Genomic DNA, 13,190 nt, shown 5'->3' with positions numbered 1-13,190 from the left:
CACCGTACTGATTAAAAAACTACAGATGAACCGAACACTCACAAACCTGAGACAAAAATCACCCGGTGTTCTCCGGGCCACCAACCCGGTGACTTACCGCGACATCGCACCGCTGAGCGAGTGAATGTGGCCAGGACGAGCCGCATGGACGCGGCGAGAGGTCATGCTGAGCAGGAGCGAATCATGACCGGTCCGTGAAGGACACATGAATGAGTGAAGGTACCGCGTAGCGGCGGGCAGGCCTGTCGCAAGGCAGGGAGTGCAGAGGGCGCGGCCATGCGCCCTTTGCCCGGTCGCCCACGGCGGATTACAGGCAGCAAGCCTTACCACAAAGCGAACGGAATACTCACCGTACTTACACAAAAAAGCCACGAATGGAATACTCACCGGCCTGAGACAAAGATCCCCCGGTTCTCTCCGGGCTACCCACCCGGTTTCCCCCTGGCCCCCACTTTGTAAAACTCTCCCCCCTCCCCATATTGTTTTAGCCATTCTCCGGGAATTTCAGGCATAATAGCGCGTCAAAACCTGTGGCAAAGCACCTAAAAAAGCGGAGGAACAGTGCAGGATAATCAGCAACACGATGACAATCTGCGCATAGCAGAGGTGTTTCTCGATACTGTCTGGATTGAACGTAATCTGGCAGAAAACACCCTGTCTTCCTACCGCCAGGATCTGCAGCAATTGACCGACTGGATGAAACCTCAGGGGCTTTCTCTGCTAACCATCACCGCGGCGGATTTGCAGAACTTCCTTGCTGAACGCCTGGAACAAGGGGCCAAAGCAAGCAGTTCGGCCAGGCAACTCAGTGCGATGCGACGACTGTTTCAGTACCTGTACCGCGAGAAACAGCGTAGCGATGATCCGACGGCCGTACTATCCTCGCCTAAATTGCCACAACGTTTACCGAAAGATTTAAGTGAGTCGCGAATAGAGCGTCTGCTGCAGGCACCCTCGACCGAAATCCCGCTGGAATTGCGTGATAAAGCGATGCTGGAACTGCTTTATGCCACCGGCCTGAGGGTTTCAGAACTGGTAGGTTTATCGCTGAGCGATGTCAGCCTGCGTCAGGGGGTGGTGCGTGTGTTAGGTAAAGGCGATAAAGAGCGCCTGGTTCCGTTGGGTGAAGAAGCCATCTACTGGCTGGAACAATATCTGGAATACGGTCGCCCATGGCTCATTCAGGGGCAGACGCTGGATATCCTGTTTCCCAGTTCCCGCGCCCGGCAAATGACCCGGCAGACATTCTGGCACCGGATTAAACATTATGCCGTGATTGCCGGTATCGACAGCGAAAGTCTGTCACCGCATGTGCTGCGCCATGCCTTTGCTACGCATCTGCTAAATCACGGGGCAGATTTACGGGTAGTACAGATGCTGCTTGGTCACAGTGATCTCTCGACGACTCAGATTTATACCCATGTAGCCAATGAACGGCTGCGTCAGTTACATCAACAGCACCATCCCCGGGCCTGAGCTTCGGGATGAAAAGGACATCCGTTTCATGAAAAAAACTCTCTTAGCAGTCGCACTGCTGTGCTCCGCATTTACCGGACTGGCACAGGCAGATGATTCCGCCATTCAGAGCACCCTGCAGAAACTGGGGGTGAAAGTCACCGATATCCAGCCTTCACCCCTGCCAGGCATGAAAACAGTGCTGACCGACAGCGGTGTGTTTTATATCACCGAAGACGGCAAACAGATGATTCAGGGACCACTCTATGATGTCAGTGGCCCGCATCCGGTGAATGTCACTTTCCGCCAATTGGATAAGAAAGTGGAACAGATGGTACCGGATATGATCATTTATAAAGCAGCGAAACAGCAGCATGTGGTCACCGTATTTACCGACATCACCTGTGGCTATTGCCACAAGCTGCATCAGCAGATGGCTGACTATAATGCATTAGGTATTACCGTACGTTACCTGGCCTTCCCGCGGGAAGGAATGGGCGGAGATGTTGCAAAAGCGATGACTTCCGTCTGGTGTGCAGCAGATCGTAAAAAAGCGCTTGATGATGCCATGAACGGTAACGTGCCGCCCGCAGCAACCTGCAATATCAACCTGGCCCGTCAGTACCAGCTGGGCCTGATGTATGGTATCCAGGGCACGCCGGCCATACTGACGGATACCGGGGTAATGATCCCGGGTTACCAGGGGCCGGAAGACCTGAAAAAATATCTCGATAGTCTGAAAGCAGGGCAGTAACTTTTGACAGAACAACAGGTTTCACAGCTGCGCCGTCGGCAGCCGGAAGGGGATGTGCAATTGCCGGCGGAGATGCCGGCATTATTGCGTCGTCTGTATCATCTGCGCGGGGTCACTGCGTCCAGCGAACTGGAGCGCGGGGCGTCAGCCCTGTTACCCTGGCAGGCGCTGAACGGTATTGAGTCGGCCGCTGAACTGCTGCACCAGGCGATCCTGAGCGGCAAACGCATTGTCGTGGTAGGCGATTTTGATGCCGATGGTGCGACCAGTACAGCACTTTCCCTGCTGGCACTGCGGGCGATGGGCACAGAAAATATCACCTTTCTGGTGCCTAACCGGTTTGAGGATGGCTACGGGCTAAGCCCGGAAGTCGTCGAACAAGCCAGATCCCTTGGGGCCGAACTTATACTCACTGTGGATAACGGGATCTCTTCCCACGCCGGTGTGGCGCTGGCAAACCAGTATGATATCCCGGTGGTGATCACCGACCACCATTTGCCTGGCGATACGCTGCCGGAGGCCGCAGCGATTGTTAACCCGAATCTGACCGGTTGTCGCTTTCCTTCCCGCTCACTGGCCGGTGTCGGGGTCGCATTTTACCTGATGCTTGCTTTACGAGCCCGTTTGCGTGAGCACAACGGTTTTGCTGACCGTCCCCAGCCTAATCTGGCCGAATTACTGGACCTGGTTGCCTTAGGGACAGTGGCGGATGTTGTTCCGCTGGATGCTAATAACCGCATCCTGGTCTGGCAGGGCTTGCAACGGATCCGGGCCGGTAAATGTCGCCCGGGGATCCGTGCCTTGCTGGAGGTCGCTAACCGTCCTTCATCCCGGCTGGTCGCCAGTGATCTCGGTTTTGCCCTTGGTCCACGGCTGAATGCGGCAGGGCGTCTGGATGATATGTCGGTCGGCGTTTCATTGCTGTTAACCGACGATATACAGCAGGCGCGGATGCTGGCCAGCGAACTGGATGCGTTGAACCAGACCCGTAAAGAGATTGAACAGGGCATGCAGGCTGAAGCTCTGAGCCTGTGCGATTCCCTGGTACAGCAGCATCAGCAATTGCCTCACGGACTGGCATTTTACCACCCGCAGTGGCATCAGGGTGTGGTTGGCATTGTGGCTTCACGGCTGAAAGAACGTTTCCATCGGCCGGTGTTTGCGTTTGCTCCCGCCGGCGACGGAACGCTGAAAGGTTCCGGACGTTCGGTTCCCGGGCTTCATTTGCGTGATGTGCTGGAGCGGCTGGATACCCTGAACCCGGGGGTGATCCTGAAGTTCGGTGGACACGCGATGGCCGCCGGATTATCGCTGCATGAAGATCAGTTTGAAACTTTTCGTCAGCAGTTCGCGCTGATTGCTGGTGAGTGGCTGGATGCCGCGCAACTGCAGGGCGTGATCTGGTCTGATGGCGAGCTTGCCGGCAGTGAGCTGACGCTGCAGACGGCAGAGCTATTACGTGAAGCCGGGCCCTGGGGCCAGGCGTTCCCTGAGCCGGTATTTGACGGTAAATTCAGGCTGCTGCAGCAGCGACTGGTGGGCGAACGGCATCTGAAACTGATGCTGGAGCCGGTGGGCGGCGGCCCCTTACTGGATGGGATCGCGTTCAATATAGATACGCGCCTGTGGCCGGATAACAGCGTTCAGCAGGCCGAAATTGCCTATAAGCTCGATATTAACGAATTCCGTGGTCAGCGAAATGTACAGTTATTGATTGAGCATCTTTGGCCCGTGGCCTGAGCGGCAGACAATAGGCGGGACTTTCCCTGAAACAAAAGCCATTATGCGATGGCATAAGGGATACCCGAAACATCACCTTTCCGGTAGACTATGTGGCCTGAATTAAGCCATTAACCGACCAACTAAAAGATATCTGAAGCCATGTTTGAAATTAATCCGGTTAAAAATCGCATCCAGGACCTCAATGAACGCAGCCTGCTGCTTCGGGGGTATCTTTGACTATGATGCTAAAAACGAACGTCTCGAAGAAGTAAACGCCGAGCTGGAACAGTCTGATGTCTGGAATGATCCGGAACGCGCCCAGGCTCTGGGTAAAGAACGCTCATCTCTGGAAGCCGTTGTCAGCACACTGAACCAGATGACTCAGGGGCTGGAAGATGTCAATGGCCTGCTGGAACTGGCTATTGAAGCGGACGATGAAGAGACCTTCAATGAAGCGATAGCCGAGCTGGACGAGCTGGATAAGAAACTGGCTGATCTTGAGTTCCGTCGTATGTTCTCCGGCGAATACGACAGCGCAGACTGTTATATCGACCTGCAGGCAGGCTCCGGGGGTACCGAAGCACAGGACTGGGCCAATATGCTGCTGCGTATGTACCTGCGCTGGGCGGAAGATAAAGGGTTTAAAACCGAAGTTATCGAAGAATCCGAAGGGGATGTTGCCGGAATTAAATCGGCCACTATCCGTATTTCGGGAGAATACGCCTTTGGCTGGTTACGTACCGAAACCGGTGTTCACCGCCTGGTACGTAAAAGTCCGTTCGATTCCGGTGGTCGTCGCCATACGTCCTTCAGTTCTGCGTTTGTTTATCCGGAAGTGGACGAAAATATTGATATCGACATCAATCCGGCCGACCTGCGCATTGACGTTTATCGCGCCTCCGGTGCGGGCGGTCAGCACGTAAACCGGACCGAGTCGGCGGTACGTATTACCCATATTCCGACCAACACCGTCACCCAGTGCCAGAATGACCGTTCTCAGCATAAGAACAAAGATCAGGCCATGAAGCAGATGAAAGCTAAGCTGTATGAGCTGGAAATGCAGAAGAAAAATGCCGAGAAGCAGGCACTGGAAGATAACAAATCCGATATCGGCTGGGGCAGCCAGATCCGTTCGTATGTACTGGATGATTCGCGGATCAAAGATCTGCGTACCGGCGTGGAAACGCGCAATACCCAGGCAGTGCTGGATGGCGACCTTGACCGGTTTATTGAAGCAAGTCTGAAAGCAGGTTTATAAGGAAAACCCATGTCTGAACAACAACCACAGCAGGCTGATGCCATCCGGGAACTCAATAACGAGCTGAAAAGCCGTAGTGAGAAACTGGCCGCACTGCGCCAGAACGGCGTGGCATTCCCTAACGATTTCCGCCGCGACACTCAGTCAGATAAGCTGCATGCTGAGTTTGATGCGAAAGAAAACGAAGAGCTGGAAGCGACCGGTATCGAGGTGAGTGTTGCCGGCCGTATGATGACCCGTCGTATTATGGGTAAAGCTTCCTTTGTTACCCTGCAGGATGCCGGTGGCCGTATTCAGTTATATGTGTCACGGGATGATTTGCCGGAAGGTTACTATAACGAACAATTTAAAAAATGGGACCTCGGCGATATCCTCGGTGCACGTGGCAAGCTGTTTAAGACCAAAACCGGTGAGTTATCCATTCATTGTAGCGAACTGCGCCTGCTGACGAAGGCACTGCGTCCGTTACCGGATAAGTTCCACGGTCTGGCGGACCAGGAAACGCGCTATCGTCAGCGTTATCTGGACCTGATTGCTAACGAAGAGTCCCGCAATACGTTCCGTATCCGTTCAAAAATCATGGCCGGTATCCGCCAGTTTATGGTTGAGCGTGAGTTTATGGAAGTAGAAACGCCGATGATGCAGGTGATCCCTGGCGGAGCTTCTGCACGTCCGTTTGTTACTCATCATAATGCGCTGGACATTGATATGTACCTGCGTATTGCTCCGGAGCTGTATCTGAAGCGTCTGGTGGTGGGTGGTTTCGACCGTGTATTTGAAATCAACCGTAACTTCCGTAATGAAGGTATTTCTCCGCGTCATAACCCTGAGTTCACTATGATGGAACTCTATATGGCTTATGCGGATTACAATGACCTGATTGAGCTGACCGAAAGTCTGTTCCGTACACTGGCAGAGTCCGTGCTGGGCCATAGCCAGGTCACTTATGGTGATCAGATTTTCGATTTCGGTAAACCTTTTGCCCGCCTGACCATGCGCGAAGCTATCAAAAAATACCGTCCGGAAACCGAACTGAGTGATTTGGATGACTTTGATAAAGCCGTTGCGCTGGCGCAATCTCTGGGGATCAAAACAGAGAAAAGCTGGGGCCTGGGCCGTGTGGTTACCGAAATCTTTGAAGAGACCGCAGAAAGCCAGCTGATCCAGCCGACATTTATTACTGAGTACCCGGCAGAAGTTTCTCCGCTGGCCCGTCGTAATGATGAAAATCCGGAAATTACGGACCGCTTTGAATTCTTTATTGGCGGCCGTGAAATCGGTAATGGCTTCTCCGAGCTTAATGATGCTGAAGACCAGGCGGAACGTTTCCGTCAGCAGGTTAATGCGAAAGATGCCGGTGATGATGAAGCGATGTTCTACGACGAAGATTATGTCACCGCACTGGAACATGGTCTGCCACCGACCGCCGGTCTGGGCATTGGTATTGACCGTATGGTGATGCTGTTTACCGACAGCCATACCATCCGCGACGTTATCCTGTTCCCGGCACTGCGCCCGGAAAGCAAATAAGCCTGCGGGCAGCGTATTATTTGCACCTCACCACGCCTGGCTCCGGCCAGGCGTTTTAGTTGTATCCGGTAAATCGCGGGGCTGACGCGATCTTGTTTACTCCATCCTCTGATTAATGCCCTCCCGCGGCGTGATCGGCTGGCCATTGAGATTTCCGCACTGACGGTACCCGGTCGTTTGTCAGTATCTTGTGAGTCATTCTTTTGTCTGTGCAGATACGGTGTCTGGCCGGTTCTTCAATGCAGCCTGTGATCGTTTTTCCACGCCAGGCAGGCAGCTTCTGTCACCTCCGCTCCCTTTCGCTTCTTTATGCCAACTCACTGACTTTCTGCCCCCATGGGTCTGAATGCGGGTCCATATCGATGAACTATCAAAAAAGAGTAAATATATCTGTCACGATAAAGATTGCATGCAGGGTAAAAATCAGAGACTTATCAGTCATAAAAAGCAGATGTGGTGGTATTTTAATCAATATTGTCAGTAACAGTAAAAAACCAGGAATTTATCTATATCTTTGCCTTTATTAATTCTTAATAATTGTTCAGAATTTCCTGCGTTGTTTGGTCATTGTTAAGCATTTATCAGGGTTTTCTCAATAAATGAGTACACAATCACCGGCCGGCTAGCGGGATAAACGCAGTGTATGTGCAGGGAAAATATGTTGTCTTTTGCAGGGAGTGTACTGGTAGCTGTGAGCCAGGGGCGGTAGCGTGCCTGAATTTATAAGATTTTTACCATTTTGCGGTAAAATAACACCAGATATTTGTCAATTTCTGCTATTTTCATAGGCATTCAGTAAAGAAAGGGCAGGTGTGCCCGTCAGGCTGGCAGGTCTCCCCACGGACCTCCGGGGGCTGTGACACTTTTCGCAGCCGTATTGTTGTATTTCGTATAACAATACAAAAAACGGATATTATTTCATTATCACTTATTCTTAACCGTCGGTGGAGATCAAGCCGGTGTTCGCGGCGGGACAGCAAAGGAAAGGAGAAAGCTCAGATGCAGAAAACCTTTACCGGGGCGGAATTGCCGCCGGTCAGAAAGCAGCGCAGCATTAAAAAATGCCTGCTCGCCCTGGCTATCGGCCTGGCTGTGTTGCCAGCCACCAATAGTTTCGCCGCCGGCCTGGTTTTACCGGACAGTGATTTGCGCTCGGATCTGAGCTGGCTGGCCGACCGCGGGGTCATTAACCTCAGCCTGAGTACCTGGCCGTTAAGCCAGGATGCCATTGAAGCAGCACTGGACAAAGCCCATCCTTCTTATGCTTCTGAACAGCTGGCGATTGAGCGGGTTCAGCAGCGTCTGCGGACGCTGAAATCAGATGTTCGTGTCAATGCTTATACCTCCACCGGCAATTCCGGCCAGCCTAAACCTTTTGCACAGTCAACGCCTGCCGATAACCGTTTGTCGGTAACGGCCAGTAACAGCGGAGACTGGTGGGATGTTAACCTGCAGGGGAACCTGGAGGGCGGCGAACAGATAGGGTCGCCTTCCCGTGCCAACCTGAATAGCAGCTACGGTGCAGTTAAAATCTGGGGGCAGTGGCTTTCTTTCGGTCAGACGCCGCAGTGGTGGGGGCCTGGCTATGAAGGCAGCCTGATCCGTTCCGATGCTGCACGACCGCTGACCGGCTTTATGCTGCAGCGTGACCAGCAAACAGCCCCGGAAACCTGGTGGCTGAACTGGGTTGGCCCGTGGCAGTACCAGATTTCTGCGGCTCAGGAATCACAGTACAGTGCTGTGCCACATACTAAAATTATCGGGATGCGTTTAAGCATCTCCCCGTGGCAGTCACTGGAACTGGGTGCCAGCCGTATTATGCAGTGGGGAGGAGAAGGGCGTCCGCAGTCGCTACGTAATTTCTGGGACGGTTTTGCCGGTGAAGATAATACAGCTCCTTATGATCCGAATGAGCCAGGCAACCAGCTGGCCGGGTTTGATGCGCGGCTGAAACTGGAGCCGACCCTCGGGATCCCTATCAGTATTTACGGGCAGTTGATCGGCGAAGATGAAGCCGGATTATTACCGTCAGCCAATATGTATCTGGCGGGGATTGAGGGCCATTACAGCCTCGGGAAAAATGCTCTGAACTGGTATCTGGAAGGACATGATACCCGAACCGATATGGGTAAACGTACGAACTATAGCTATACCCACCATATTTATAAAAATGGTTACTACCAGCAGGGCTATGCATTGGGTGACAGCATAGGCGGTGACGGTCAGTTACTGGCAGCCAAAACCGAGCTGGTCACCGAAGATAACCAGCGCTGGAGCCTGCGATTGTTCTACGCCAAAGTAAACCCGGATAACCAGAGTATCAACCGCGCTTTCCCGCATGCGGATACCCTGAAAGGGGTTCAGGTGGGCTGGGGCGGCGATGTGTATAAATCGGTCCGTCTGAACCTGGGGACCTGGTATACCGATGCAAACCATAACGATAATAATGACCTGGGGGCCAGTGCCGCACTGGAAGTCCCGTTTAATCTGTAACGAATACTGACTATCAACGATTACAGCTCAGAAGATAGCGGCAGGGATGCCCGGCAGAGAGATGTAAATGCCACGGAACGGTCACAGTCAGCAGTGTCTACTAATAACTGATGAAATAAATTGATGAAAACAACCGCACTAAAACTAACGGCCGCGGCAGCTCTGGTAGGGTTGCTGAGCGGCTGTACCATGATCCCCGGGCAGGGACTGAACAGCCTGCGTAAAAACGTGGTGGAGCTGCCGGACAGCGACTACGACTGGGATAAACTGGTTAATGTCTACCCGATGACTCCGGACCTGATTGATCAGTTACGTCCGGCCCCGGTAATGGCACAGCCTAACCCGCAACTGGATAGCCTGCTCAGCAGCTATCAGTACCGTATCGGGCCGGGTGATGTATTAATGATCACCGTCTATGACCATCCGGAACTGACCACCCCGGCGGGGACTTACCGCAGTGCCAGCGATACCGGAAACTGGGTCGGTGCCGATGGTGATATCTTTTACCCCTATATCGGTAAAGTCCATGTTGCCGGAAAAACCCTGGACGAAGTACGGGTAGAAATCGCCCGCCGTCTGGCAACTTATATTGAAAGCCCGCAGGTGGATGTCAGTGTTGCCGCCTTCCGCTCCCAGAAGGCGTATGTGACCGGTGAAGTGAATAAGTCCGGTCAGCAGCCGATCACCAACGTGCCATTAACGGTTATGGATGCAATTAATGCCGCCGGCGGACTTTCAGCAGATGCAGACTGGCGCCATGTGGTACTGACCCATAACGGTAAAGATCAGATAATCTCTCTGCAGGCTTTGATGCAGAAAGGGGACCTGATGCAGAACCATATGCTGTATCCGGGCGATATTCTGTATGTACCGCGTAATGATGATCAGAAAGTCTTTGTAATGGGTGAAGTCGGCCAGCAGAGTACCCTGAAAATTGACCGCAGTGGCATGACTCTGGCGGAAGCACTGAGCAGTGCTCAGGGCGTTAACCAGCAGTATGCGGATGCCTCCGGGATTTTCGTTATTCGTCAGATCCCGAAAGATAAAGATGGCCGGATTGCCAATATTTATCAGCTGAATGCCAAAGATGCCTCGACCATGGTGCTGTCTACCGAATTCCAGTTGCGTCCGTACGATATTGTCTATGTAACTACTGCACCGGTGGTGCGCTGGAACCGCGTTATTTCCCAGCTGGTACCGACCATTACCGGCGTTTATAACATGACCGAAACGGCCCATTACATCAAAACCTGGGATTGATTATGTTTAATTCAGTGTTAGTGGTCTGTACCGGTAATATCTGCCGTTCACCGATCGGTGAGCGGTTACTGCGCCGTGCTTTACCCGGAAAAAAAATAGACTCGGCAGGGGTGGGGGCGCTGGCAGATCATGCGGCAGATGCCTCGGCCATCGCGGTTTCGGAAAAGCATGGTCTTTCTCTTGATGGTCATAAAGGCCAGCAATTCACCGGTAAACTGGGCCGTCAGTATGACCTGATCCTGGTGATGGAAAAACATCATATTGAACAGGTGACAAAAATTGCCCCGGAAGCCCGCGGCAAGACTTTGCTGTTTGGTCACTGGCTGGGGAATAAAGAGATCCCGGATCCGTATCGCCAGAGTATGGAAGCGTTTGAATTTGTCTATCAGCTACTGGACCAGTCCGCGACAGAATGGACCCGCAAGCTGGGCGGTTAACTTTAGGAAGTTATTGCATGTCTTCTTCTTTAACGAATAAGCCGGCTTCGCCGGACAACGATGAAATTGACCTGGGAAGGTTACTCGGTGAGCTGATTGATCACCGGAAACTGATAATCAGTATTACGGCACTGTTTACCGTGCTGGCCATTGTTTATGCATTATTTGCCACCCCGGTCTACCAGGCCGATGCGCTGATTCAGATAGAACAGAAACAAGGAAATGCACTATTAAGTAATCTTAGTCAGATGCTGCCGGGCAGTCAGCCACAATCTGCGCCGGAAATTGCGTTATTACAGTCGCGTATGATCCTCGGTAAGACGGTCGATGACCTGAACTTACAGGCTCAGGTCACACAGAATTACTTTCCGGTCTTTGGCCGGGGCTGGGCCAGACTGACCGGTCATCAGCCAGGTAAAGTCTCCGTTGGTCGAATCTACGTGGCTCAGCAAAAAGGGAAAGTGCCCACCCTGACCCTGACCGCCGAAGAAAACGGTAATTATCGCTTAACCGGTGGTGGTTACAATCTGCAGGGCCATATCGGTCAGTTACTGGAAGCCAAGGGCCTGTCATTACTGATCAACGATCTGCAGGCAGCACCTGGCACGGAGTTTACGGTTAACTATATTAGCTGGCTGGATGCCATTAATAATCTGCAGCAATCTTTCTCTGCCGCAGACCAGGGGAAAGATACCGGGATGTTAAACCTGACCCTGACCGGCAGTGACCCGGAATTGATCCAGAAAACGTTACGCAGTATCAGCGATAACTATCTGGCACAGAATATTGACCTGCAGGCAGCTCAGGACAGTAAGAGCCTGCAGTTCCTGGACCAGGAGTTACCACAGGTGCGCGCCCAGCTCGACAGTGCGGAAGATAAACTGAGTGCTTACCGCAAGCGCAGTGATTCGGTAGACCTGAATCTGCAGGCCCGCTCGACGCTGGACCAGGTAGTGAATGTGGATAATCAGCTGAATCAGCTGACCTTCCGTGAAGCGGAGGTTTCGCAGCTATTCACTAAAGACCATCCGACCTACAAAGCATTGCTGGAAAAACGTAAAGTTTTACAACAGGAAAAAGCAAAACTGAACCAGCAGGTATCCGGCATGCCGGCGACCCAGCAGGAAGTATTGCGCTTAAGCCGCAATGTGGAATCCGGCCAGGCCGTGTATATGCAGTTGCTGAACCGTCAGCAGGAACTGAATATCGCTAAAAACAGCGCTATAGGTAATGTACGTATCATTGATAGTGCTATTACTGAGCCTAAGCCGGTAAAACCTAAAAAATCTTTAATTCTCTTGATTGGAATTGTATTAGGGGGAGTCATATCGGTTGGACTTGTTTTATTACGTGTATTTTTGCGTCGTGGTATTGAGTCGCCGGAACAACTGGAAGAATTGGGTATTAATGTGTATGCCAGTGTCCCAGTCTCCGAATGGATGGCACGCCAGACCCCGAAACGCTCGCTGAAGGTTAAAGGTAAAAAGCAGGAGAACACCAGTTTCCTGGCGGTGGATAATCCGGCCGACCTGGCTATCGAGGCGGTACGCAGCCTGCGTACCAGCCTGCATTTTGCCATGATGGAGGCAGGTAACAATGTTCTGATGATTTCCGGTGCCAGCCCGAACGCAGGTAAAACCTTTGTTACCACCAATCTGGCAGCCGTGATCGCCCAGAGTGGTCAGAAGGTACTGTTTATCGATGCGGATATGCGTAAAGGTTATGCCCATCAGATTTTCCACCACAGTACGGAGCATGGGCTGTCGGATATTCTTTCCGGTAAATCCACGGTACAGCAGGGGATAAAACCGGTTGCGGCGGCAGGGTTTGATTTTCTTTCCCGTGGCACTAACCCGCCAAACCCGGCAGAACTGCTGATGCATTCACGTTTTCAGCAACTGATCGAGTGGGCGAGTCAGAATTACGATCTGGTACTGGTAGATACTCCGCCAATACTGGCGGTAACGGATGCCGCAATTATCGGCCGTTATGCCGGCACCACCCTGCTGGTGGCCCGTTTCGAGCAGAACACCGCGAAAGAGATGGAAGTCAGTGTCAGACGCTTTGAACAAAGCGGGATAGAAATTAAGGGCTGTATTCTGAACGGTGTTATCAAAAAAGCCAGCAGCTATTACGGCTATGGCTATAGCCATTATGGCTATTCCTACGACGATAAAAAGTAGTAAAAACGGCCCGCCAGGCGGGCCGTTAATTTCAGCAGACGAATTCATCCTGCCTGTTTACTGAATCCTTTTAATCCATTCGCTTTATTATCTCCCCG

General features: G+C 52.4%; 9 protein-coding genes. All 9 read left to right on the top strand.

Annotated elements, in window-relative coordinates; translation table 11 throughout:
* The first annotated feature begins 561 nt into the window (after nt 1-561).
* The 9 genes from xerD to GTPT_RS15640 all read left to right on the top strand — a co-directional run bounded on the left by xerD (nt 562) and on the right by GTPT_RS15640 (nt 13,092).
* Nucleotides 562-1,476: a site-specific tyrosine recombinase XerD gene (gene xerD, locus GTPT_RS15680; protein WP_025902700.1), complete on the top strand. Its 915-nt coding sequence runs from the start codon at nt 562-564 to the stop codon at nt 1,474-1,476.
* A gap of 28 nt (nt 1,477-1,504) precedes the next feature.
* A complete protein-coding gene (gene dsbC, locus GTPT_RS15675; RefSeq protein ID WP_029991339.1) occupies nt 1,505-2,209 on the top strand; it encodes a bifunctional protein-disulfide isomerase/oxidoreductase DsbC in 705 nt (234 codons plus the stop codon).
* A 3-nt stretch (nt 2,210-2,212) separates the two neighbouring features.
* Nucleotides 2,213-3,949 carry a single-stranded-DNA-specific exonuclease RecJ gene (gene recJ / locus GTPT_RS15670; RefSeq protein ID WP_025902698.1) on the top strand — a complete coding sequence of 579 codons (1,737 nt, stop codon included), beginning with the start codon at nt 2,213-2,215 and terminating at the stop codon, nt 3,947-3,949.
* Between the two features lie 141 nt (nt 3,950-4,090).
* Nucleotides 4,091-5,189, top strand: a protein-coding gene (gene prfB, locus GTPT_RS15665; RefSeq protein WP_111678386.1) for a peptide chain release factor 2 whose coding sequence is annotated in 2 segments (ribosomal slippage) — nt 4,091-4,165 and nt 4,167-5,189 — 1,098 coding nt in all. Because the reading frame shifts where the segments join, the coding sequence is not laid out codon by codon here.
* 9 nt (nt 5,190-5,198) lie between these two features.
* Complete coding sequence (lysS, locus tag GTPT_RS15660) at nt 5,199-6,719, top strand: lysine--tRNA ligase (protein WP_025902697.1); 1,521 nt, start codon at nt 5,199-5,201, stop codon at nt 6,717-6,719.
* Between the two features lie 999 nt (nt 6,720-7,718).
* Nucleotides 7,719-9,212, top strand: coding sequence for a capsule assembly Wzi family protein (locus tag GTPT_RS15655; RefSeq protein WP_051170902.1), 1,494 nt, complete (start codon nt 7,719-7,721; stop codon nt 9,210-9,212).
* A 123-nt stretch (nt 9,213-9,335) separates the two neighbouring features.
* The gene (locus tag GTPT_RS15650; RefSeq protein WP_029991370.1) at nt 9,336-10,472 is read left to right on the top strand and encodes a polysaccharide export protein; all 1,137 of its coding nucleotides are present in this window, start codon (nt 9,336-9,338) and stop codon (nt 10,470-10,472) included.
* Nucleotides 10,473-10,474: 2 nt separating this feature from the next.
* Nucleotides 10,475-10,909, top strand: coding sequence for an arsenate reductase/protein-tyrosine-phosphatase family protein (locus GTPT_RS15645; protein WP_029991371.1), 435 nt, complete (start codon nt 10,475-10,477; stop codon nt 10,907-10,909).
* A 17-nt stretch (nt 10,910-10,926) separates the two neighbouring features.
* Nucleotides 10,927-13,092 (top strand): polysaccharide biosynthesis tyrosine autokinase, encoded by a 2,166-nt coding sequence (locus tag GTPT_RS15640; protein ID WP_029991372.1) that lies wholly within the window; start codon nt 10,927-10,929, stop codon nt 13,090-13,092.
* Nucleotides 13,093-13,190: the final 98 nt, after the last annotated feature.

Origin of the sequence: Tatumella ptyseos ATCC 33301, assembly GCF_000735525.1 — a bacterium.
Classification (GTDB): Bacteria; Pseudomonadota; Gammaproteobacteria; order Enterobacterales; family Enterobacteriaceae; genus Tatumella; species Tatumella ptyseos.
Note: the sequence above shows the minus strand (reverse complement) of the source record. Positions and strands in the feature narration are given on the sequence as shown.

Bases quoted from the DNA above. Each gene is read 5' to 3' on its own strand.
- GTPT_RS15645 (WP_029991371.1), top strand. From the start codon at position 10,475: ATGTTTAATTCAGTGTTAGTGGTCTGTACCGGTAATATCTGCCGTTCA.
- dsbC (WP_029991339.1), top strand. From the start codon at position 1,505: ATGAAAAAAACTCTCTTAGCAGTCGCACTGCTGTGCTCCGCATTTACC.
- GTPT_RS15650 (WP_029991370.1), top strand. From the start codon at position 9,336: ATGAAAACAACCGCACTAAAACTAACGGCCGCGGCAGCTCTGGTAGGG.
- lysS (WP_025902697.1), top strand. From the start codon at position 5,199: ATGTCTGAACAACAACCACAGCAGGCTGATGCCATCCGGGAACTCAAT.
- GTPT_RS15655 (WP_051170902.1), top strand. From the start codon at position 7,719: ATGCAGAAAACCTTTACCGGGGCGGAATTGCCGCCGGTCAGAAAGCAG.
- GTPT_RS15640 (WP_029991372.1), top strand. From the start codon at position 10,927: ATGTCTTCTTCTTTAACGAATAAGCCGGCTTCGCCGGACAACGATGAA.